Source organism: Nocardioides maradonensis (genome assembly GCF_054777115.1).
Genome location: NZ_BAAHAZ010000005.1, coordinates 271,277 through 291,506 on the forward strand (window position 1 = coordinate 271,277; position 20,230 = coordinate 291,506).

Here is a 20,230-nt window from a genome sequence, read left to right on the forward strand (position 1 = left end):
GCGGCATTTCTGAGCACCCTCGATCGCCTCCGCCGCCGAACGCGTCCTCCGGGCCAGGCGCACCTGCTGTGCACAATGGGCGACCCTTCAGCACTCTGACCTGCGCGGATGGCGCTCCTAGTAATACCAGGGGTACGGCGACCAGTCGGGCTCGCGCTTCTCCAGGAACTGGTCCCGGCCCTCCTGGGCCTCGTCGGTCATGTAGGCGAGGCGGGTGGTCTCGCCGGCGAAGAGCTGCTGGCCGACCAGGCCGTCGTCGAGGAGGTTGAAGGAGTACTTCAGCATGCGCTGGGCGGTCGGGGACTTGCCGTTGATCTTGCGGCCCCACTCCAGCGCGACCTTCTCGAGCTGCGCGTGCTCGACGACGCGGTTGACGGCGCCCATCCGGTGCATGGTCTCGGCGTCGTACTCCTCGGCGAGGAAGAAGATCTCGCGGGCGAACTTCTGGCCCACCTGGCGGGCGAGGTACGCCGATCCGTAGCCGCCGTCGAAGGAGCCCACGTCGGCATCGGTCTGCTTGAAGCGGGCGTGCTCGCGGGAGGCGAGGGTCAGGTCGCAGACGACGTGCAGCGAGTGGCCACCGCCCGCGGCCCAGCCGGGCACCACGCAGATGACGACCTTCGGCATGAAGCGGATCAGCCGCTGGCACTCCAGGATGTGCAGGCGGGCGAGCTTCGCCTTGTCGATGACGCTCGGCTCCTCGGCGCCGGTGTCCGAGGCGCCGATGGTCTTGTCCTCGTACTGGTAGCCCGCCTTGCCGCGGATCCGCTGGTCGCCGCCGGTGCAGAACGCCCACTTGCCGTTCTTGGCGGACGGGCCGTTGCCGGTGAGGATCACGCAGCCGACGTCGGCGGAGGTCCGCGCGTGCTCGAGGGTGCGCAGCAGCTCGTCGACCGTGTGCGGACGGAACGCGTTGAGCACGTCGGGCCGGTCGAACGCGATCCGCACGGTCCCGTGCTCGCGCGCCCGGTGGTAGGTGAGGTCGGTGAGGTCCTCGAACCCCGGCACCTCGTCCCAGTCCGCCGGGTCGAAGATCTCGCTGACGCCCTCGATCGCACTCATGGGGCGAGGCTATCGAGGGCGCCCAGCGAGACGCTCAGCGGATGAAGCGGATCGTCAGCGGCGGGTTCCACCACTCGCCGCGGTTGGCCTTGATCGCCGCGACGACGTGCAGGACGACCCCGACGATCGGCACGAGGGCGAGCAGCACGAAGCCGACGAGGACGAGCATGAGCACGACGCTGATCACGGCCCACAGCAGCATGTTGAGCTGGATGTTCATGGCGTTCGCGGCGTTGTGGCGGATGAACGGGCCGCGGTCCTTGTAGAGCAGGTAGACGACCAGGGCGGCGATGAAGCCGAGCGTGCCCGCGCTGAGCACCGTCGCGGCCGCGACGCCGGCGTGGGTCAGCGTCGACCAGGTGCGCTCCTCGGTGGGGGTCAACGGAGCGGGGGCGGGCGGCGCGTAGGGGTGGTCGCCGTGGATGTTCTGGGACATGGGTGGTCCTCCTTCGTGTCTCCAGGGTTCCCCGACCGGACCCGTCGACACATCCGGGAGCCACCTGATCCGCCCCTGAGATCGCCCCGGACGACGTGAGCCGGACCACAGCGGCGGCCGGAATCGGCGTACCGACGCTGTAGTTGAAATCTGCATGACTTCCTCCACCCTCGAGCGGCTCGACGAGCGCGGCCGCCAGATCGTCTTCACCGGCGCCCGCACCGCCAACTCCTTCTCCGACCAGCCCGTCACCGACGCGGAGCTGGCCGACATCTACGAGCTGGTCAAGTGGACGCCGACCGCGGCCAACACCCAGCCGCTGCGCATCCTGTTCGTCCGTACGCCGGAGGGCAAGGAGCGCCTGCTCAAGCACATGGGCGACGGCAACCGTGACAAGACCGAGGCGGCGCCGGTCAGCGCGATCCTCGCTCTCGACACCCGCTTCCACGAGCACGTGCCGACCGTCTTCCCGATCAGCCCCGGCCTCGAGGACGTCCTCGAGCAGAACGCCGAGATGCGCGACGGGTGGGGCAACTTCTCCGCCGCGATCGGCGTCGGCGCCTTCATCCTCGCGACCCGCGCCGCCGGCCTGGCCGCCGGCCCGATGGCCGGCTTCGACAAGCAGGGCATCGACGAGGAGTTCTTCGCCGACGGTCGCTGGAAGTCGCTGCTCGTCGTGAACATCGGTCACCCGGGCGAGAACGCCTGGTTCGACCGGCTCCCCCGCCTCGAGCAGGAGGACGCGGTCAGCTTCGCCTGATCGTCGCTCCCACCGCATCAACCGCCGCCGCAGGCCGTTCCCTGGAACAGCCCGCGGCGGTGTGCTGTTGTGGAAGGCATGACTCTTCTCGGTGAATACGTCCCCAGCAGCCAGCAGTGGGTCCGCGACCAGGTCGCGGCGTACGAGGCCTCCGGCGGTGCGGAGGCGAACACCCTCCGCGCGACCGGCGACCCGATCGTGGTCATCACCTCGGTCGGCGCGACGTCCGGCAAGCTCCGCAAGAACCCGGTGATGAGGGTGGAGAAGGACGGGAAGTACGTCGCCATCGCCTCCAAGGGCGGCGCGCCCGAGGACCCCGCCTGGGCCGACAACTTCCGCGCCCATCCCGAGGTCGACCTGCAGGACGGCCCCGAGCCGCGGTCGTACCGGGCGCGCGAGCTGAGCGGCGAGGAGCGCCGGGAGTGGTGGGAGCACGCCGTCGCGACCTGGCCGACCTATGCGTCGTACCAGGAGAAGACCGACCGCGAGATCCCGGTGTTCCTGCTGGAGCCGGTGGAGTGACCTACCGCGCCCGGGCGGTGGAGATCGTGACCGCCAGCGCGGCCAGGTGGCCGAGGCGGGCCAGCTCGGAGTCGAGGAAGTCGGGCCCGCCACGGCGGCCGATCACCACGATGTCGTTGCCGTCGAGGCGGGCGGCGGCGTAGAGCGTGTTCTCGTCGCCGTCGACCTCGATCCGCTCGGCGTTCTCGAGCTCGATGAAGTCGAACTCCTCCGGCGCCGCGCTGGTGCCGTAGTCGACGCCTTTCGCGCGGTGCACGCGCATGCCCCAGTCCGCGCGGAAGGTGGCCGGCAGGAGGTCGACGAGCCGGTCGAAGGCCTGCTCGGGATTGCCCGTGATCTCCTCGACCGCCTCGAGGTCGAGCACCAGGTTGCCGCCCGAGGGGTAGTGGCTGATCCAGAGCACCTTGACGCCCTCGAGAGCGCTGCAGGCGGAGACCACCGAGTCGGGCATCGTGCCGTTGGGGATCTCGAGCAGCACGTCGTCGAGCGCGGTGCCGTTCGGGCGCTTCTCGACGATCTCGATGGCCTCGATGTCGCCTCCGGCCATACCGATCGCCGACGCCACCCGGCCGAGGGAGCCGGGGACGTCGGGGAGCTCGACGCGCATCAGGTACGACATGAGCCCAACCTAACCCGGACGTGTTACGTCGGCATTCCGCGGTCGGTCGCTGAGCCGCGCGCGCAGGCCCGTCGCCCGCTGCGCACGCCGCTCGACAGCGGCCACCACGGACTCCGGGGTGCCGACCACGTGCACCCGCTCCTTAGCGCGCGTCACCGCCGTGTAGAACAGCTCGCGGGTGAGCAGCGGCGAGTCCTCCGGCGGCAGCAGCAGGGTCACCTCGCCGACCTGGCTGCCCTGGCTCTTGTGGATCGTCATCGCGTGCAGGGTCTCGATCGCGCCCAGCCGCGCCGTGGCCAGCCAGAGGTGCTCGCGGACCCCGGCGATGACCGCCCGCAGCCGGTCGCCGTCCCGCACGACCACGCCCGTGTCGCCGTTGAACAGGCCGAGGCCGTAGTCGTTGGCGGTGAGCAGGATCGGGCGTCCGGCGTACCACTCCTGCCAGACGGTGGGATCGCCCACCGGGCTGTCGGTGAGCAGCCGCTCGGTGAGCCGGTTCCAGTGGCTGACGCCGTACGGGCCGTCGCGGTGGGCGCACAGCAGACGATGGGCATCCATGGCCTGCAGCGCGCCGTCGGCATCACCGGTCAGCGCCGCCGTGCGTACGGCGATCGCGTGCTCGAGCAGCCGCTGTCGGAGCGCCTCGGCGTGCTCGACAGGGTCGACCAGGCTGACCCGGTCACCGCCCTTGGTGAGGATCGTCAGCACCTCGTCGGCGTCGCCGACGCGGAGCGCCTCGGCGAGAGCGCCGATGCCCTCGCCGAACCGGTGGGTGGTGCGCAGGCCGGTCACGGCGCCGGGCGCGCGCTCGGCGAGACCCTGGACCAGGTCAGCGAGCACCGCGCCCGCCTCGACGCTGGCGAGCTGGTCGGCGTCGCCGACCAGGATCAGGCGGGCATCAGGACGCACCGCCTCGAGCAGGCGCGCCATCATCGTCAGAGACACCATCGAGGTCTCATCGACGACGACCACGTCGTGCGGCAGCTTGTTGCGCCGGTGGTGCCGGAAGCGGTTGCGGGCGTCCGGGGTCCAGCCGAGCAGCCGGTGCAGGGTCGAGGCGGACAGCCCGTCGAGGCGGGCCCGGTCGGCGTCGGTGAAGCGCTCCTCGCGCTGCACCTCCTCCACCGCCTGCTGCAGCCGCGCCGAGGCCTTGCCGGTAGGCGCGGTCAGCGCGATGCGCAGCGGGCGGTCGGACTGCTCGGTCAGCAGGGCCAGCAGACCGGCGACCGTGGTGGTCTTGCCGGTGCCCGGGCCGCCGGTGAGGACGGTCGTCCACTGCCGGGCCGCGGCCAGGGCGGCAGCCCGCTGCTCGTCGTACCCCTCGGGGAAGAGGCGGTCGGCGGTGGTGGCGAGCGCGGCCTCGTCGACCGGCGGAGGGGGCACCGTCAGCCGGGTCAGCAGGTCGTCGCGGACCTGGCCCTCCTCGCGCCAGAACCGATCCAGGTAGAGCAGGGCGCCCTCCCGCCGCAGGACGCCGGTGGTCGTCAGCGGGCTGGCCGCGATCGCCTCCCGCCACGCGGGAGCGGCGGGCCAGGGCAGCTCCTGCACGCCCTCGCTCGCGGCGAGCTCGGCGAGGTCGACGCAGACCGACCCGTGCCGGACCGCGCGGACCGTCACGGCGACCGCGAGGGCGACGCTGTCGTCGCGCTCGCCGGCCAGGGAGCAGATCCGGGCGGCGGTGTGCACGTCGGCCGCGGTGAGCAGGCCGGCCGCGTTGAAGGTCGCCAGCAGCCCGGTCGCGCCGCGGGCGATCCGCGCGTCGTACGCCTCCGCCTCGAAGAGCTCCACCATCGCGCCGAGCGCGTCTCCGCTGCGATGAGGGGGAAGCAAGCTTCCATCGCGCTGCTCCCGCCGCGCTGCCGGCTGTGTCATCGGCCCGCCAACCTCTCCGAGAGCGCGACCACCAGCGCGGCGGGCGGCCGCCAGCTGAACACCCCGCACGGCACCCCGTCGACCTCGGGCGTCTCGGGACCGCACATGCCACGGACGTAGAGGTAGAGGACGCCGCCGAGGTGGGTGTCCGGGTCGTAGCCCGGCACGCGCCAGCGCAGGTAACGGTGGACGACGACCGAGTAGAGCAGCGCCTGCAGGGGGTAGTGCGAGTGCAGCATCGCCTCAGTCAGGTACGCCGGCGCGTAGTCGGCCGCGGTCACCGGCCGGCCGATCTCGCCGAGCCGGTTCGTCTTGTAGTCGACGACCACGAACCGGCCGCTCGGCAGCCGCAGCACGACGTCCACGCTGCCGGAGAGGTAGCCGCGGAGCGACTGGTCGGCGAGCGGCTGCTGCTCGAGGCGGTCGGCGTACGCCGCCATGCCGTCGGTCGCTGCGCTCCCCGGCGCCTTCGGCGACGGGTCGTCGCCGAGATGCCCGCGCAGGAGCGGGGCGAGGTCACCGAGCCGGACGTCATGGCTTCCGCGGACCAGGTCGCCGCCGTCCAACGGGATCTCGAAGTCGAGCTCGCGGAGCCGGTCGGACAGCGGGACGTCGGCGAGGGTCAGCCCGTCGGCGAGCGGGCCGAGCGACGTGGCGTTCATCGGCAGCAGCGCGTCGGCGAGCTGCTCGGGCGTCGCCTCGGACGGCCACCAGCGCAGCTGCTCCTCGGCCCGCAGCGCGAGCTCGGCGCGCAGGTCGGGTGCGGACGGGTCGGCGTGCTCGAGGATCGCGTGGACCAGGGAGCCGAAGCCGGCGCCGGCGGGGAGGTCGGACATCGGGGACGGCAGGTCACCCTCGACCTCGCGCGGTGGCGGGGGCGCCACGTCCTCGACGACCGCGTCGTCGTCACCCTCGTCGTCCTTCGGGCTGACCTCCGGCTCGCTCGTCGCGATCGCCTGCTCCTCCACCCGGATCAGCCCCGAGTACGACGTGCGCCGCCACTCGGTGTCGATCGACCGGCCGAACACCCGGGCGGCCAGCACCTCGTCGTCGGGCGGAGCCGGATCCAGCCGGGCACGGGTCGGGGCGGCGACCTCGGCCGCGGGTCCGGCGTACTGCGTCTCGATGAGGTGCAGGATCTCGCCGGCCCGGTCGTCGGGGTAGACCTGCGCGGTCGCGGGCACGTCGCGGTCGCCGGGCCGGCGACCGAAGACCATCCGGCTCAGCGCGCCGCGCTCGGAACCGTCGGCCGGCGCCCACCAGGCGACGACCTGGGACTGGGCGCGGGTGAGGGCGACGTACAGCTTGCGGAGGTCCTCGCCGGCCTCCTCGGAGCGGTGCGCCTCGAGGTTGTCGTTCCACTGCCGGCCGCTGCCGGCGACGTCGATGACGCGGCGCAGCGCGGCCGGGTCGGAGCGGTCGTGGAAGAGCGCGGTCGTGGTCGGGCGGTCGTAGAAGTTGAAGGCGTACGGCAGGTAGACGACGGGGTACTCCAGGCCCTTGCTGCCGTGGATCGTGACGATCTGGACCGCCTTGGCGTCAGAGTCGAGCCGCCGCGGCCGCTCCCCCGCGGCCGTGCGCAGCCGCTCGTCGCGGAACCACTCGAGCAGCGCGGTGAGGCCGAGCCGGTCGCGGACCGCGCGGTCGTGGAGCACCTGGCCGAGGTGCCGGACGTCGGTGAGCAGCCGCTCTCCCCCGACCCGGCCGAGGATCCGGTCGCTCAGGCCGCGCTCCTCGAACGCCTCCATCAGCGCCGCGACGCCGCGGCTGCGCACCAGGATCGCCCCGTCGCGCAGCGCGTCGGCGATCTCCCCGGTGAGCGTGTCGCCGCCCGCCACGAGATCGGCGGCACCGAGGCCGAAGAAGCAGGTCAGCCCGGCGGAGCGCACCAGCGGCGCGCGGTGCGGCGCCTCGAGCGCTTTGAGCAGGGTGAGCCAGTCGTCGGCCGCCGGCGTGCGGAAGATGTCGCCGCCGCCGTTGAGGACGACCGGCACGTCCCGCTTCTGCAGGGCGCTCTGGACGACCTCGCCCTGGGTGCGGTCGGAGACGAGGACGGCGACCTGGTGCGCCTCGAGAGGTACGTCGGACCAGCACGGCCGCGCCTTCAGCAACTCGGCGACGTCGGCCGCCAGGTCGTCGGCGACCCGGTCGCGGGCGGCCCACCACGACACCTTGCCCTGGGTCAGCTTGAGGTCGGCGCGCGGCATCCGGCGGAGCCGGAACGGCGCGGGATGCGGGGCGCCGACGAGCCGGCTCTCCTGGTGGAACGCCTCGACGGGATGCACCACGATCTCGCTGCTGCCCAGGCCGGCGTTGCCGATCGAGGCGTTCAGCCGGGCGACCAGGTCGGCGTCGGAGCGCCGGTTGGTGGCGAGCGTGTAGCGGCTCGTGGCGCGGTCGGCCGCCGCCAGGTAGGTGTCGACGTCGCCGCCGCGGAAGCCGTAGATGGCCTGCTTCGGGTCGCCGATCAGGATCACCGTGGAGTGGCCGTGGAAGGCGCGCTCGATGACCTGCCACTGCACCGGGTCCGTGTCCTGGAACTCGTCGACGAGCACGATCCGCCACCGGGTCCGCATCCGCGTACGGGCGGGGGCCGCCTCGTCCTCGAGCGCGTGCGCGAGGCGGGCCAGCAGGTCGTCGTACGACTGGATGCCGAGGCGCTGCTTGCGCCGCTCGACCTCCTCGCGCACGCGTCGGGCGAAGTCGGTGCGGGCCGCCGCGACCGGGTGGCTGGGGTCGGCGGGGGCGAGGTCGACGTTCTGGTGGTTGACGGCCTCGCGACCGATCGCGGCGGCGGTGGCGCGGTCGATCAGCGGCGTGGCCTGCTGCCGTCCGTTGTCGGCGAGGTAGAGGTCGTCGACGACCTCGAGCACGAGCTCGTCGAGGCTCTCGACGAGCGTGGCCGAGGTGTCGCTCTCGCTGGCCACGCCCAAGGAACGCAGCACCACGTGGCAGAACTGGTGGGTGGTCGCGATGGTCGCGCTGTCGAAGGCGGCGAGCGCGTCGCCGAGCCGCTCCCGACGGGTGGCGAGCTCTGCGGGCGTCGCATCGAGCAGGTGCTCGAGCAGCTCGTTGTCGGCCGCGGCGTCGCCGGTGGCCAGCTGCCGGGCGAGCGCCCGCTCGGCGCTCGTCAGCTGCTCGTGGACCCGGGTGCGCAGCTCCTGGGTGGCGGCGCGGCTGAAGGTGATGACGAGCATCTCGTCGAGGGTGGCGAGCCCCTCGGCGACGTACCTCGTGACGAGGGCGCCGACGGTGAAGGTCTTGCCGGTGCCGGCGCTCGCCTCGAGCAGGGTGGTGCCGGTGGGGAGGGCGCCGCGGATGTCGAACGGGGTCGGGTCGATCACCAGCTCCCCACCTCGCTCTCGAGCAGCGGTCCCCAGACCCGCATCGCCAGGTCGCCGAAGCGGCTCGTCTCGGGCCCGTCGACCGGCTCCCGGCCCGGGAGCGGGGCGCGGGCACCCCACACCAGGACGTGCTCGGCGTCGCCCATCTCGCCCTCGAACCTGCCGTCCTTGCGCCACAGGAAACCGGCGCGGTCGAGGGCGGCGTCCGCGTCGGTGCGGGTACGACGGGCGCGGGCGTACTGCAGCGACGTCTTCAGCGGCAGCGGCAGCGGCTCGACCAGGCCGTCGTCGCGGATCGCGACCAGGTCGCGCAGCCAGGTGATCGCGCGTTGGTCCAGCGGCGCGATGCGCGACACCTCGACGTCGGCGCGACCCCAGCCCTCGGGTCGGCCGATGGTGAGGCCGCGCCAGGGCCGGTCCTCGTCGCTGGCGGCGAGGGCGAGCAGCTTCACCCAGCTGTGCAGCCGGTGCTTGGGGCCGAGCCGGGAGTAGCTGACCCGCACGAGGAGGTCGCCGTACAGCTCGGGGACGGTGCCCCGCAGGCGCCGCCCGCCGCCGAGGTCGACGTCCACGTCGACCGCCCGCGGCGGGGAGGCGGTGTGGCCGAGGGCCTCGCGCGCCAGCGGCTTGGCGCGCTCGATGACCTTGCGCAGGAGGCGCTCGCCCAGCTCGCCGGGAGGGACGACGCCGCGTCGCCGCTCGCGCTCGACCGCCGGCTCCGGGTAGTGGCCGCGCATCAGGTCGTCGAGGATGCGCTGGCCGATCGCCCACTCCTCCAGCGGGTCGACGGTGATCGGGATCCGGTCGTCGACGGGCTCGTCCTCACGGGGCAACGCGATGCCGAGCCGCTGCTTGAGGAAGCCGCGGACCGGGGACCCGAAGAAGTCGACGAGGTCGTCGAGCGCGACGTCGCCGCGGTCGGGAGCGGGCAGCGGGCCGTCGAGGAACGGCGGCTCGGGGTGGCGCTCGCGCTCGATCGCGCGGGCACCGGCCAGCGCGAAGCGGTCGAAGGCGAACGGATGGCCCGGCACCAGCGCGCCGGCCACGAGGTTGCGCCGGTCGAAGGGCTGCAGCGGGTGCTCGAGGACGACGCTGTCGCGCACAGCGCCCTCGGGAGCCGTCGCGGTGAGGTCCAGGGCGTCGAGCAGCTCACCGACGGGGACCGCGGGCGGCCGTGGCTGGCCGGTGAACTCGTTCGCGCCGGTGTAGGTGATGACGAGGGTGTCGGTCGCGGCGAGCACGGCGTCGAGCAGCAGCTGGCGGTCCTCGCTGCGGGGGTCGCGCTCGCCGGTGAGCGGCCGGCGGGCCAGGGCGTCGTCGCCGTCGGTGACCCCGACCCGCGGGAAGACCCCCTCGTCGAGGCCGAGCAGGCACACCACGCGGTGCGGCACCGACCGCATCGGGACCAGCGTCGACACGGTGAGCACACCGGTGCGGAAGTTGGCGCGGGTCGGGCGGCCCGCGAGCCGCTCGGAGAACATCGCGCGGACGTCGGGCAACCGCAGCTCGACCGCCTCCCCCGCGGCCGAGCGCAGGCTGTCGAGCTCGCGCTGGACCTGGCCGTGCTGCCAGGAGTCGGTGGGCCGGACCGACGTCAGGGCGGCGACGCCGTCCTCGATGGTCCGCAGCCAGTGGTCGAGCGGGTGGACGCCGACCAGCTGGTCGGTCACGGCCTCGAGACGGGCGACGAGCTCGGCGAGCCGGCCGATCAGGTCGACGTCACCGCTGCCCACGTCGTCGAGCGGCAGCACGTCGCCGAGCATCAGGTTGCTGTCGTCTGACAGCGCCACGCCCGACAGCAGCCGGTCGAGGCCGGAGCGCCAGGTGTTGTCGTCGTACGCCGCCAGGCCGAACTCCTCCCGGTGCCCCGCGTCGAAGCCCCACTTCACGCCCGCCTGCTGGACCCACGTCGCGAGCAGCTCGAGGTCGTCGTCGCGGAAGCCGAAGCGGCGGCGCACCGGGTCGCAGTGGGCCAGGTCGAGCACGGCCCCGACGCCCACCCGGCCGCCGGCCAGGTCGAGCAGCCGGGCGACCACCGAGAGCAGCGGGTTGGTCTGGTCGAGCGCCCGGTCGGCGAGGCTCACCCGGAGCCGGTGGGCGGGGTGGCCCTCGAGGCCCACGACGTCGGCGAGGCCGAACGCCGCCGACAGCAACGGGGCGAAGCCCTCGATGTCGGGGCACATCACCACGATGTCGCGCGGCTCCAGGGTCGGGTCGTCGGCGAGCAGGCCGAGCAGGACCTCGCGGAGCACCTCGACCTGACGGGCCGCGCCGTGGCAGGCGTGCAGCTGGACCGAGCGGTCGTCGTCGCGGAGGTCGCGTGCGGCGCGGGGGCCGGCGGCGTTGGCGCGGAGGTCGTGCTGGAGCCAGGAGAGGAGGGTGCCGGGCTGCTGCTCGGTGGCCGGGAGCGGTACGTCGACGTGGTCGACCGTGCCGAGCAGCCGCTGCAGCTCGCGGGTGTCGCGGCCGAGGGTGGCGAGCAGCGGAATCCCGACCCTCTGGTGGGAGCGGTCCTCGGAGCGGGGCACGACGCCCTGCAGGTCGGGGTCGGTCAGCGCGTCCCACAGCGCGGGCGAGGGGTGCGGCAGCCAGAGGTGGACGTCGCGGTGGGTCGCGAGGGCGTCGAGCAGCTGGAGGTCGCCGGCGGCGAGCCGGGTGTGGCCGAAGAGGCTGATCCGCTCGGGCAGGTCGACGGCGTCGGCGTGGGCGCGCAGGCGGCCGACCGCATCGTGGTGACGTTGCACCGGGTCGGGGCCGTCGACCACGGCGGCGAGGCGGCGCCACAGCTCGGGCTGCCAGGCGAGGTCGGCCGGGATCACGCCGCCCGCGCCGTCGTGGTCGGTGCCGGCGGCCCAGTCGGCGAGCAGGGTCGGCCGTTGTGCGGCGTACGAGCCGAAGAGGTGGGCCAGGCGGCGCGCGGTGGCGAAGCGGCGGCCGCGCCGCAGCTCGGCCTCCTCGCCGTCGGTCGTGCGGCCGAGGTGGCGGGCGAGGACGTCCGCCCACGGCTCGGCGACGACCTCGTCGATGACGGCGAGCAGCGGCCAGGTCAGCGCGGCGGGCGCCCACGGGTCGTCCTCCGGGCGCCCCGACACGAGGCCGAACAGCGAGTGCGGGCTGCGGAAGTCGACGGCCGCGCAGACCCCGTCGTCACCACCCGCGGACGTGCCGAGGTGGTGCGAGAGCCGCTGCGAGAGCCAGCGCTCCACCCCGCGCGCCGGCACCACGACGACCTCCTGCGCGAACGGGTCCGCCAGCGGCTGCGCGAGCAGCCCGGCCAGCCCGTCGGCGAGGACGTCGGTCCGCGGGGCGCGGTGCAGCAGGAGGGTCATCGGTGGCGAGGCTAGTGGGTGCCTCCGACCCATCGGGCGGGCCGGGCCTGGCCGGGCAGCTGTAACACGCAGTTGCGGGACGTACCAGCCGGAAGTGGGCGCTGGCAGCCCGTTCGAACAGGCGGGTAGCGCCTTGAGCGGGCGACCAGATCGCGTAACGACGTGTTACAGCGGCGGCCGGGCCACGGGGTCAGGCGCGGCGGACGTGCACCGGCGCGCTCCAGGCGCTGCGGCCGACCTTCGAGGTCGCGGCGACCTGGCAGTCGTAGGCCTTGGCGGCCCGCAGCCCGCCGACGCCGATGCCCGTGGCGGTCGCCGCGGCGGTACCGGTCAGGACCGAGGAGCCGTTGACGCAGCGGGCGACGTACCCGGTCACCTTGGCGCCGCGCGCCTTGGAGAGCGTGTGGGTGAGCCAGATCCGGCGGCCGGAGACACGCTCGGCCTTGGTGATCACCGGCTTGGTCGGCTTGATCGTCCCGACGCGCACCTTGATCGTGCGCTTGGCACGGAAGAGCGTGGCGCGCATCCGCGGTGAGGCGGGGGGCGGGGCGAAGGTGAAGCCACTGACGTCGATGTACATGCCGCCGCCGTCGGGATCCTGGGCGATGTTGAAGGTGGCCGAGCTGCCGTTGACCGTGCCTGTCATGCTGCCGGCGGTCATCGTGCTCGGGTCCGGGATTCCGAAGTCCTCGCGCAGCATCACGTTCGGGACGCGGAAGTGGACAGAGCCGACGACGGGCGAGTGGTCGGTGAACTGCTGCGGCGCGACCGCCTCCATGTCGAGCACCTTGGCGCCGGTCGAGTCGGTGTCCATGAAGATGCCGTTGTAGGTGACGTTGGTGCCGGCGTAGAAGCCGACGAAGTCCTGGTTCACGTCGGCGTTGTACGCCGTCACGTCGCCCTCGAACAGGATCGAGTCTCCTGTCGACACCGTCGGGCAGGGCCAGGGCCATGTGGCGGCGTCGTTACAGCCGCTGCCGACCCGGACCGCCGAGCCGGTCACCCGCAGCATCCAGTCGCCGGTGCCGGAGTCCTGCCAGACGTCGACGTCGGTCTGGTGCTCGAAGCCAACGATGTAGTCGGGGTGCTGGGCGCCCGTGTCCAACACGAAGCTGACCGTGTCGCCCTCGGACAGCGTCGCCGGGATGGGCGCGCTGCCGTCCGGCTGGACCGAGAACGTGAAGGTGTGGCCGTAGCCGGGCGTGTCGAACGGCGTGACCGTCAGGTCCATCGGGTCGCTGGCGTGCATCACGGTGCCTTTGTAGGTGAAGGACTCGATGCAGGGCTTCGCCACGCCGGGTCCGCACCACCGCTCACCGGGCGAGGCCTGGGCGCTGCCGGCGACGGCAGCCAACGAGGTGGCGAGGACGAGAGCAGCGCTGAGACGAGCGACGATCCGCATCTCTGGATCGTAGGAGCCAATTCGGCCTCCCGCAGCCGAATCGGGATCACCGCCGGTGCAGCTCCTCGTCGGCCTCCTCCACCTCCCCGGACAGCGCCGCCAGGGCGTCGGGCCTGCCGTGGAAGCGTCGGAAGGAGTACCCGATCAGCAGGTACGCCGCCGCGCACGACACCAGCAGCGTGACGCCGGTCCAGGCGCCGCCGAGCAGCCACCAGCCGTCGCGGAGCGGCCACCACGACGGCACGTCGGGGTCCGCGATCCAGAGCACCCCGAGAGCACCCAGGCACCCCGCGCCCAGGCAGGACAGCAGGATCCGCGGCCAGGTCTGCACGCTGTCGGCCGCACCGCGCAGCGCCCGCAGCCGCACCGGATCGACCCAGCGCCGCGCCCAGGCGTACTGCCGCGACAGCACCGCCAGGCCCGCGAAGAGCAGCAGCAGACCGGGGCCTGGCAGGATCAGCGCGGCGACCCCGGCGGCGAGCAGCAGCCACCCGAGCACCTCGAGCAGCACCCGCTTCGCCGCACCGGTCATGCCGATCACGACGAGCCGCCCCACTTCTCCAGCCACGCCAGCACGTCGGCGTCGGCCCGCCCGTGCGCGGCCGCGATCCGCGCCCACCTCAGCGCCATCGCGTGGAAGCGCAGCGGGTTGTAGACGTCCTCCTCGCAGGAGAACAGCCCGTCCCCGGCGTACGTCATGATCGTGATGTTCGGCTCCTCGAGCACCGTTCCGTCGCCGGGATCGGGCATCGGGTTGCGAACCTCGCAGACGAGCCGGCCGGCCGCCGGGTCGACGACCTGCCACGACAGCGGGAAGCCCGTCATCAACCGCCCCGGGTACGACGTCATCGTCCGCACCGCCCATGCCCGGATCTCCTCGCGGCCGCGGAACGTGCCCATCGCGTGCTCGACGTAGGTGGCGTCGGGGGTGAACAGGTCGGCGTACCCGCTCCAGTCGCCGGACTCCACGAACGTGGCGACGCGGCCGTGGAAGGCTGCGTACGCCTCGGTGATCTCCTCGGCGCTGAACATCACGTCGGCGGTCATGCTCCCGATCCAACCAGAACCAATACGCTTCCGATCATGGTCGACGCGGAGGACTCCGGTCGGCGCAGCCCGTTCGGGTCGCGCCTGCTCGGGCCACGCGAGCAGGACCCACGCCGGCTGCGGCTGCGGATCCGCCTGCTGCTCACCGCGATGCTGCTGGCCACGAACCTGGCCGGTGCCGTCGTCACCCTGGTGATCAACCTGTGGGCCGTGCCGGCACCGCCGCCGAGCCACCGGCTGGAGATCGCGATGGCGATCGGGATCCCCGTCTACGTGCTGGTCGGCGCCATCGTGGGCGTGCTCTGGGGCACCGCCGCGAGCCTGCGCGCACTGCGCTGGGCGACCGAGCCGGGCGCCGTACCGGACGACGAGGAGCGGCGCCGGGCGCTGCGGGTGCCGCTGCACCTGACCGCGATCCAGTTCGTGATCTGGTTCGGCGGCTGCGTGCTGTCGACCGCGATCCTCACCCAGCTGCAGCCGTCGCGGGCCGCCATGACCGGCCTGACGATCCTGATCGGCTCGATCGTGGTGGCCGGGATCGCCTACCTGCTCTGCGAGTTCGCGCTGCGGCCGGTGTCGGCGCGCGCGATGAGCGGGATCCAGGTGACCCGGCCGGTCCGCGGCGTCGGCGTGGGGCCTCGGATGGTGCTGTTCTGGATCGTCGGCACGGCCGCGCCCGTGCTCGGCCTGCTGTCCATCGCGTCCATCGGCCTGCACAACAGCCACGCGACCCTCGACCAGCTGGCGATCGTCACGATCGCCACCTGTGTGGTCGTGCTGCTGACCGGCTTCGTGCTCACCGACCTCAACGCCCGATCGGTCCGTGCACCGATCCTCGCCGTGCGCGACGCGATGCTCGGCGTCGGGCACGGGCGCTTCGAGGAGGTCGCCGTGTACGACGGCACCGAGCTCGGCGCCCTCCAGAGCGGCTACAACGAGATGGTGCGCGGCCTGCGCGAGCGCGAGAAGATCCGCGACCTGTTCAACCGGCACGTCGGCCAGGAGGTCGCCGAGGCGGCGACCGCGGCCGAGACCGGCGAGATCTCGCTGTTCGGCGAGACGATGATCGCGACCGTCCTGTTCGTCGACCTGGTCGGCTCCACGGCGTACGCCGCCAGCCGGCCGCCCGCCGAGGTCGTGTCGGTCCTCAACCGGTTCTTCGGCGTGGTCGTCGACGAGGTCGACCGGGAGCACGGGCTGGTCAACAAGTTCATCGGGGACGCTGTGCTCGCCGTCTTCGGTGCGCCCGCGCGCCGGCCCGACCACGCGGCCGCGGCGCTGCGCGCGGCCCGGATGATCGCGAACCGGCTGGCCGCCGAGGTGCCCGAGGTCGGCGCCGGCATCGGCGTCGCGACCGGCACCGTGGTGGCGGGCAACGTCGGCCACGAGCAGCGGTACGAGTACACCGTGATCGGCGACGCGGTGAACTCCGCGTCGCGGCTCACCGACCTCGCCAAGGACCTCCCCGGCGGCGTCGTCGCCTCCTGGGACTCGGTGATCGCCGCCCGCGACGCGGGCTCCTCGGAGGCCGGGCTGTGGATCGAGGCGGGCGCCACCACGCTGCGCGGCCGCTCGACGCCGACCCTGCTGGCGCTGCCGAACCCGGCCTCGCTGGGCGGGTAGCCCGTCGTACCTGATGATCTGGCCCTTTTTCCGGCCGAAATGGGGCCCAACGATCAGGTACGACGGTCAACTACGCTCGGCTCCGTGAGCGCGGAGATCGACGACTTCAAGCCGGACGCCATCATCGTCGGGGCGGGCCTCGCGGGCCTGGTCGCGACCTACGAGGCGACCCGGGCGGGCAAGCGGGTGCTCGTCCTGGACCAGGAGAACCGCGCGAACCTCGGCGGCCAGGCGTTCTGGTCCCTCGGCGGGCTGTTCTTCGTCGACTCCCCCGAGCAGCGCCGGATGGGGATCAAGGACTCCTTCGATCTGGCCTGGCAGGACTGGCAGGGCTCGGCCGGCTTCGACCGGGTCGAGGACCAGCCCGACGGCACGCCCGGCCAGGACCACTGGGGCCGCAGGTGGGCCGAGGCGTACGTGCGGTTCGCGGCCACCGAGAAGCGCGACTACGTGCGCTCGCTGGGGCTGCGGGTGCTGCCGTTCGTGGGCTGGGCCGAGCGCGGCCGCGGCGACGCGTCCGGCCACGGCAACTCGGTGCCCCGCTTCCACCTGACCTGGGGCACCGGTCCCGAGGTCGTCCGGGTCTTCGCCGAGCCTGTGCTGGAGGCCGAGCGGCGCGGGCTGGTGAGGTTCGCCTTCCGGCACCGCGTGGACGAGATCGTGCTGCACGACGGTGCGGCGACGGGGGTCCGGGGCGCGATCCTGGAGCCGTCCTCCGAGGAGCGTGGCGTCGCCTCGTCGCGCGAGGTCCTCGAGGAGTTCGAGTACGACGCCCCCGCGATCGCCATCACCACCGGCGGCATCGGCCACAACCACGAGCTGATCCGCGCGAACTGGCCGGCCGACCGGCTCGGTCCGGCGCCGAAGCACATGATCAGCGGGGTCCCGGCGTACGTCGACGGTCGCGGGCTCGGCATCGCCCAGGCAGCGGGCGCGCGGCTGGTGAACTCCGACCGGATGTGGCACTACACCGAGGGCATCCACAACTGGGACCCGATCTGGCCCGACCACGCGATTCGGATCATCCCGGGCCCGAGCTCGATGTGGTTCGACGCGGCCGGCCGGCGGCTGCCGGCGCCGAACTACCCGGGCTTCGACTCGCTCGGCACCCTCGCCGAGATCGGGCGCAGCGGCTACGACTACACCTGGTTCGTGCTGACCCAGTCCGTCATCGAGAAGGAGTTCGCGCTCTCCGGGTCGGAGCAGAACCCCGACATCACCGGCAAGGACCTCAAGTTCATGCTCAAGTCGCGCGCGGCCAAGGGCGCGCCGGGCCCGGTCGAGGCGTTCAAGCAGCACGGCGCCGACTTCGTCGTGGCCTCCACCCTGGAGGAGCTCGTGGCGAAGATGAACGGGATCGTGGACAGCGACTCGCCGGCCCGCGGTCCGCACCTCGACGCCGCCGTCCTGCGCCGCCAGATCGAGGCCCGCGACGCCGAGATCACCAACGGCTTCAGCAAGGACTTCCAGCTGATGTCGATCGCGAACGCGCGCCGGTCCTGGACCGACAAACTGGTCCGGGTGGCCAAGCCGCACCGGTTCCTGGACCCGGAGCAGGGCCCGCTCATCGGCGTACGCCTCAACATCCTGACCCGCAAGACCCTCGGCGGTGTCGCGACCAACCTCGACTCGCAGGTCGTCCGGCCCTCCGGCGACGTCATCCCGGGCCTGTACGCCGCGGGCGAGGTCGCCGGCTTCGGCGGTGGCGGCGTGCACGGCTACAACGCGCTCGAGGGCACCTTCCTCGGCGGCTGCATCTTCAGCGGGCGGGCTCTGGGGCGGGCGCTGGCCCGCGGCTGACCCCTAGCCTCGGGCTAGCGGATCGGCAGGTGCGTCGTGACGACGTACTCGTCGATCGCCGACGTTCGGACGGTGACCGAGAGCGTCCACGTCCCCACCACCGGTACGCCGAGAGTGCCGGCCAGGTGCCCCCGCCCGACCCGGTGCAGGGTGACCGGCAGCGGACCGAGGTCCTGACCGGGGAGGGCCACGGCGACGTCGACCTCGGGCGGGTCCGTCGGCCGCTGGGCCCCGTCGAGCAGGACCAGGTCGAGGTCCATCGTGCGGTCACCGGCGGGCACCGCCGCGACCTCGACCCTGTCGGGCCCGGCGACCAGGTGGGCGGACACCGACGGGTGGTAGGCCACCGTCGCCGGCATCGTCGTCGCGAGCACGGCCGTCACGCCGATGACCGCCATGCCGAGCACCAGCTCCGTCTCGACGCTGCGCCGCAGCCGGGCCACCGGGTTCGTGTCCGGACCCTCGACCCAGCGGCGCGAGAAAGACGCGGCGACCAGCACGAGGAGCACCAGCCCGAGCTTGACCAGCAGCTCGCGTCCGTACGTCGTCGCGGTCAGTGCGCCCCACGCCCCCACCTGCTGCCACGCCTGGTAGGTCCCCGTCACGACGAGGACCGCGACGCACACCGCGGCCACCCGCGAGAAGCGCGTGACCAGCACCCGCGCGTCGGCCGGCTTCGGCAGCACGAGCACCGCCAGCACGGCGAGCCCACCGAGCCAGATCGACGCGACGGCCACGTGGACGGAGGTGGAGACGAGCTGCAGCGGACCGGCCACCCCGTGCCCGGTCATCGCGAACGAGATCACCACGCCGAGACCGCACAGGACCAGCAGCACGCTCCGCACGATCCCGCGTCCCGCCGCCAGCACCACCCCGAACGCGACCGCTGCCGCGATCCGCAGCAGCAGCCCGTGGCCGAAGGTCGTGGCGAGCAGGTCGCCGACGAGCGAGGGGCGGCCGGTCGCGGACCAGCCCAGCCCGGCGTCGTACGCACCCTGGACGAGGAGGGCGACCACCGCTCCGCCCACGAGCGCGGCCAGGCCGATCCCCAGGAGCCGGCGGCGACCGCGCGCCTGTCCCGGTGCGGGCGGACCCGCCAGCCCGAGCAGGAGCGTGCCGCCCAGGAGGAGCGCCGAGCCGGCGTACCCCACGGAACGGGCGAGACCGAGCAGCTTCCCGAGGCCTGGGTCGGAACCGACGGCGGCGACGGTGGGAGCCCCGGAGCGCTTGCCCACCGAGAAGGTGAAGGCCCCGGTGACGGGGTGCGAGTCGGCGGACACGACGCGCCACGAGACCAGGTAGGTCCCCTCCGCACGCGCGTCGATCGCGACGCCGACCTCGTCCCCCGCGCCCCCGGGCCGCAGCACCGCACCCCGGTCCACCCGCGACCCGTCCGGCCCGTACACCCGCACCGCGTCCGGTACGACGGTCACCGCCTCGTCGAAGGTGATCGACACGTCCTTCGGGGCCGTCCGCAGCAGGCTCCCCGGAGCCGGGTCGCTCGCCACGACCATCGCGTGCGCGTACGCCGACGGGCTCAGCAGCACGGGCAACGCACCCAGCACCAGCACCACCACGGCGCGCACGGCACACCGACAGGCCCGAGAGAGTGCCACTGGATACGTCCTCGTGAGGTAGTAATTCCCTTGTCGGCATCGTAGGACCTCGGTCCTGGCCGACCGTCGATCCGACGCCACTCGGGGCTGCGGACGACGTGCCGGAAAGGTCTCCCCATGCGTCGCTCCCTGCTCGGCGGCATCGCCGCCCTCCCCGTCGCCCCCGTCGCCCTCGTCGCTCTCGGCGCGCCCGCCCTCGCGCACGTGACGGTCAACCCCGACACCGCTCCCGGGGGCGGCTACACCACGCTCTCCTTCCGGGTGCCCACCGAGTCCGACACGGCGTCGACCACCAAGCTGCAGGTCTACTTCCCCGCCGACCAGCCCTTCGGCTCGGTCGCCGTGCGGCCGGTCGCCGGGTGGCGCTACCGGGTCGTGGACGAGAAGCTGAAGCAGCCGATCACGACCGACGACGGCCAGGTCTCCCAGGCCGTCTCCCAGATCACCTGGACCGCCACCTCGCGTGCCACCGCGATCAAGCCCGGCGAGTTCCAGGAGTTCAGCGTCTCGCTGGGGCCGCTGCCCGACTCCGGCTCGGTCGTCTTCAAGGTCCTGCAGACCTACTCCGACGGCGAGGTCGCGCGCTGGATCCAGCCGACCGTCGCCGGCCAGGCCGAGCCGGAGCACCCGGCGCCCACGCTGACCCTCGCCCCCGCCGGCGAGTCCTCGACGGAGGCCGCGGCCGGCACCGGCTCGTCGGGCAACGGCCGCTCGGACTGGGCGCTGGGCCTGTCCGGGCTCGCCGTCGTCATCGCCGCCGGCGGCACCGCACTCGGACTGCGCCGCAAGGGCTCCTGA

15 protein-coding genes are annotated in these 20,230 nt (G+C 73.1%); 5 read left to right on the forward strand and 10 right to left on the reverse strand.

Going from position 1 to position 20,230, the window contains the following annotated elements:
- Positions 1-117: 117 nt before the first annotated feature.
- Both ACYVAQ_RS08005 and ACYVAQ_RS08010 read right to left on the reverse strand, forming a co-directional pair.
- Positions 118-1,062, reverse strand: coding sequence for a 1,4-dihydroxy-2-naphthoyl-CoA synthase (locus tag ACYVAQ_RS08005; protein ID WP_460788020.1), 945 nt, complete (start codon positions 1,060-1,062; stop codon positions 118-120).
- Between the two features lie 34 nt (positions 1,063-1,096).
- The gene (locus ACYVAQ_RS08010; RefSeq protein ID WP_460788022.1) at positions 1,097-1,498 is read right to left on the reverse strand and encodes a DUF4870 domain-containing protein; all 402 of its coding nucleotides are present in this window, start codon (positions 1,496-1,498) and stop codon (positions 1,097-1,099) included.
- Between the two features lie 154 nt (positions 1,499-1,652).
- Here ACYVAQ_RS08010 and ACYVAQ_RS08015 point away from each other — a divergent pair, with 154 nt between their 5' ends.
- Positions 1,653-2,258 (forward strand): malonic semialdehyde reductase, encoded by a 606-nt coding sequence (locus ACYVAQ_RS08015; RefSeq protein WP_460788025.1) that lies wholly within the window; start codon positions 1,653-1,655, stop codon positions 2,256-2,258.
- 78 nt (positions 2,259-2,336) lie between these two features.
- Positions 2,337-2,780 carry a nitroreductase family deazaflavin-dependent oxidoreductase gene (locus ACYVAQ_RS08020; protein ID WP_460788028.1) on the forward strand — a complete coding sequence of 148 codons (444 nt, stop codon included), beginning with the start codon at positions 2,337-2,339 and terminating at the stop codon, positions 2,778-2,780.
- Position 2,781: 1 nt separating this feature from the next.
- Here the strand turns inward: ACYVAQ_RS08020 and ACYVAQ_RS08025 are convergent, their stop codons facing one another.
- The 7 genes from ACYVAQ_RS08025 to ACYVAQ_RS08055 form a co-directional block, all read right to left on the reverse strand.
- Positions 2,782-3,399 carry an ACT domain-containing protein gene (locus ACYVAQ_RS08025; protein ID WP_460788030.1) on the reverse strand — a complete coding sequence of 206 codons (618 nt, stop codon included), beginning with the start codon at positions 3,397-3,399 and terminating at the stop codon, positions 2,782-2,784.
- Between the two features lie 9 nt (positions 3,400-3,408).
- Complete coding sequence (recD, locus tag ACYVAQ_RS08030; protein ID WP_460788033.1) at positions 3,409-5,190, reverse strand: exodeoxyribonuclease V subunit alpha; 1,782 nt, start codon at positions 5,188-5,190, stop codon at positions 3,409-3,411.
- 77 nt (positions 5,191-5,267) lie between these two features.
- Positions 5,268-8,615 (reverse strand): UvrD-helicase domain-containing protein, encoded by a 3,348-nt coding sequence (locus ACYVAQ_RS08035; RefSeq protein ID WP_460788036.1) that lies wholly within the window; start codon positions 8,613-8,615, stop codon positions 5,268-5,270.
- Positions 8,612-11,944, reverse strand: coding sequence for an exodeoxyribonuclease V subunit gamma (gene recC / locus ACYVAQ_RS08040; RefSeq protein WP_460788039.1), 3,333 nt, complete (start codon positions 11,942-11,944; stop codon positions 8,612-8,614). Before recC ends, ACYVAQ_RS08035 begins: the two co-directional genes overlap by 4 nt.
- A 190-nt stretch (positions 11,945-12,134) precedes the next feature.
- Positions 12,135-13,346 (reverse strand): hypothetical protein, encoded by a 1,212-nt coding sequence (locus tag ACYVAQ_RS08045; protein ID WP_460788042.1) that lies wholly within the window; start codon positions 13,344-13,346, stop codon positions 12,135-12,137.
- Positions 13,347-13,392: 46 nt separating this feature from the next.
- The gene (locus ACYVAQ_RS08050) at positions 13,393-13,914 is read right to left on the reverse strand and encodes a PGPGW domain-containing protein (RefSeq protein WP_460788046.1); all 522 of its coding nucleotides are present in this window, start codon (positions 13,912-13,914) and stop codon (positions 13,393-13,395) included.
- Positions 13,884-14,393 carry a nuclear transport factor 2 family protein gene (locus ACYVAQ_RS08055; RefSeq protein WP_460788049.1) on the reverse strand — a complete coding sequence of 170 codons (510 nt, stop codon included), beginning with the start codon at positions 14,391-14,393 and terminating at the stop codon, positions 13,884-13,886. The genes ACYVAQ_RS08050 and ACYVAQ_RS08055 overlap by 31 nt, the downstream gene beginning before the upstream one ends.
- Before the next feature lie 36 nt (positions 14,394-14,429).
- Here ACYVAQ_RS08055 and ACYVAQ_RS08060 point away from each other — a divergent pair, with 36 nt between their 5' ends.
- Positions 14,430-16,016: an adenylate/guanylate cyclase domain-containing protein gene (locus ACYVAQ_RS08060; protein WP_460788051.1), complete on the forward strand. Its 1,587-nt coding sequence runs from the start codon at positions 14,430-14,432 to the stop codon at positions 16,014-16,016.
- 84 nt (positions 16,017-16,100) lie between these two features.
- Complete coding sequence (locus tag ACYVAQ_RS08065; RefSeq protein ID WP_460788054.1) at positions 16,101-17,816, forward strand: FAD-binding dehydrogenase; 1,716 nt, start codon at positions 16,101-16,103, stop codon at positions 17,814-17,816.
- A 14-nt stretch (positions 17,817-17,830) separates the two neighbouring features.
- Here ACYVAQ_RS08065 and ACYVAQ_RS08070 read toward each other — a convergent pair whose 3' ends face one another.
- Positions 17,831-19,432, reverse strand: coding sequence for a copper resistance CopC/CopD family protein (locus tag ACYVAQ_RS08070; RefSeq protein ID WP_460788056.1), 1,602 nt, complete (start codon positions 19,430-19,432; stop codon positions 17,831-17,833).
- A 117-nt stretch (positions 19,433-19,549) separates the two neighbouring features.
- On the opposite strand from ACYVAQ_RS08070, the gene ACYVAQ_RS08075 reads away from it, so the two are divergent.
- Positions 19,550-20,230 carry a YcnI family copper-binding membrane protein gene (locus ACYVAQ_RS08075; protein ID WP_460788059.1) on the forward strand — a complete coding sequence of 227 codons (681 nt, stop codon included), beginning with the start codon at positions 19,550-19,552 and terminating at the stop codon, positions 20,228-20,230.

Excerpts from the sequence above, each read along its gene's own strand:
- recD (WP_460788033.1), bottom strand. The coding sequence starts at position 5,190 with ATGGTGGAGCTCTTCGAGGCGGAGGCGTACGACGCGCGGATCGCCCGC.
- ACYVAQ_RS08005 (WP_460788020.1), bottom strand. The coding sequence starts at position 1,062 with ATGAGTGCGATCGAGGGCGTCAGCGAGATCTTCGACCCGGCGGACTGG.
- ACYVAQ_RS08060 (WP_460788051.1), top strand. The coding sequence starts at position 14,430 with ATGGTCGACGCGGAGGACTCCGGTCGGCGCAGCCCGTTCGGGTCGCGC.
- ACYVAQ_RS08045 (WP_460788042.1), bottom strand. The coding sequence starts at position 13,346 with ATGCGGATCGTCGCTCGTCTCAGCGCTGCTCTCGTCCTCGCCACCTCG.
- ACYVAQ_RS08075 (WP_460788059.1), top strand. The coding sequence starts at position 19,550 with ATGCGTCGCTCCCTGCTCGGCGGCATCGCCGCCCTCCCCGTCGCCCCC.
- recC (WP_460788039.1), bottom strand. The coding sequence starts at position 11,944 with ATGACCCTCCTGCTGCACCGCGCCCCGCGGACCGACGTCCTCGCCGAC.
- ACYVAQ_RS08020 (WP_460788028.1), top strand. The coding sequence starts at position 2,337 with ATGACTCTTCTCGGTGAATACGTCCCCAGCAGCCAGCAGTGGGTCCGC.
- ACYVAQ_RS08025 (WP_460788030.1), bottom strand. The coding sequence starts at position 3,399 with ATGTCGTACCTGATGCGCGTCGAGCTCCCCGACGTCCCCGGCTCCCTC.
- ACYVAQ_RS08010 (WP_460788022.1), bottom strand. The coding sequence starts at position 1,498 with ATGTCCCAGAACATCCACGGCGACCACCCCTACGCGCCGCCCGCCCCC.
- ACYVAQ_RS08055 (WP_460788049.1), bottom strand. The coding sequence starts at position 14,393 with ATGACCGCCGACGTGATGTTCAGCGCCGAGGAGATCACCGAGGCGTAC.
- ACYVAQ_RS08015 (WP_460788025.1), top strand. The coding sequence starts at position 1,653 with ATGACTTCCTCCACCCTCGAGCGGCTCGACGAGCGCGGCCGCCAGATC.